The organism is Thiolapillus sp. (genome assembly GCF_048562965.1).
GTDB lineage: Bacteria > Pseudomonadota > Gammaproteobacteria > Chromatiales > Chromatiaceae > Thiolapillus > Thiolapillus brandeum_A.
In genome coordinates this window covers 1-819 of the sequence record NZ_JBHNMF010001157.1, presented here as the reverse complement: position 1 = coordinate 819, position 819 = coordinate 1, and the positions used below count along the sequence as shown (strand labels likewise).

The window sequence follows — 819 nt, the reverse complement described above, 5'->3', positions numbered from 1 at the left end:
GTTTCTTGGCGGCGTAAGTCAATGACGCGAAACTTTGTTGCTTCATTTGGCTCTGTACTTATGTTCTGGGAGGTGGGTATATTTTACCCTGTTTGGTCGATTCAATCAGAGCTTCCCTAGGGGAAACAATATGTGCAAAAGAAGGTTTTTCATGTTTTCGCTGCTGCTCATGCTTCTATCTGGAGTCGCTCAGGCGCTGGAGAATGGCAATGGCCTCCGTCTGCAAAAGATGTCTGAACAGGTATATGCGGTAGTCGGCCCTTATGGTGGGCGTACGCCACAGAACCTGGGAAACAACGCGACCTTTGGCTTTGTGGTGACGGACGAAGGAGTGGTATTGATCGACTCCGGTGGAACCTATCAGGGAGCGGAGGCCATCGACAGGCTGATCAAACAGGTGACCGACAAGCCTGTGAAGTATGTGCTCAATAGCGGCGGACAAGACCACCGCTGGCTTGGCAATGGTTATTTCAAAGAACGCGGTGCCCGCGTTATCGCCAGCGAGGCGGTGGTGGCCGATCAGCACAAGCGTCTGCAGGACCAGATGTTCATGCTGGGTAATCAGGTGGGTGAAAAAGAAATCGTTGGCACCGAGCCGGTGTATGCGGATGAGACTTTTACTGACAGTATGCGTTTTATCCTGGGTAGTACCGTTTTCGAACTTCAACGGGTGGGTCCGGCTCACACGCCAGGAGACAGTCGCTGCCAGCCATGGAGAGCGAAGCGAAGGCTGGTAGTCCCCAGTAGCCGCGAGGCCGCACTGTTTTCCCGGCGTGCCTTGCGCCAGAGGGAAAACAAAGTAGGCCTCCGAACGCGGCG

General features: G+C 54.2%; 1 protein-coding gene. It reads left to right on the top strand.

Features of this window, described 5'->3' with window-relative positions; translation table 11 throughout:
- Window positions 1-130: 130 nt before the first annotated feature.
- On the top strand, window positions 131-819 hold a 689-nt coding region (locus tag ACOCD2_RS23000; RefSeq protein WP_419626211.1), incomplete at its 3' end, for an MBL fold metallo-hydrolase.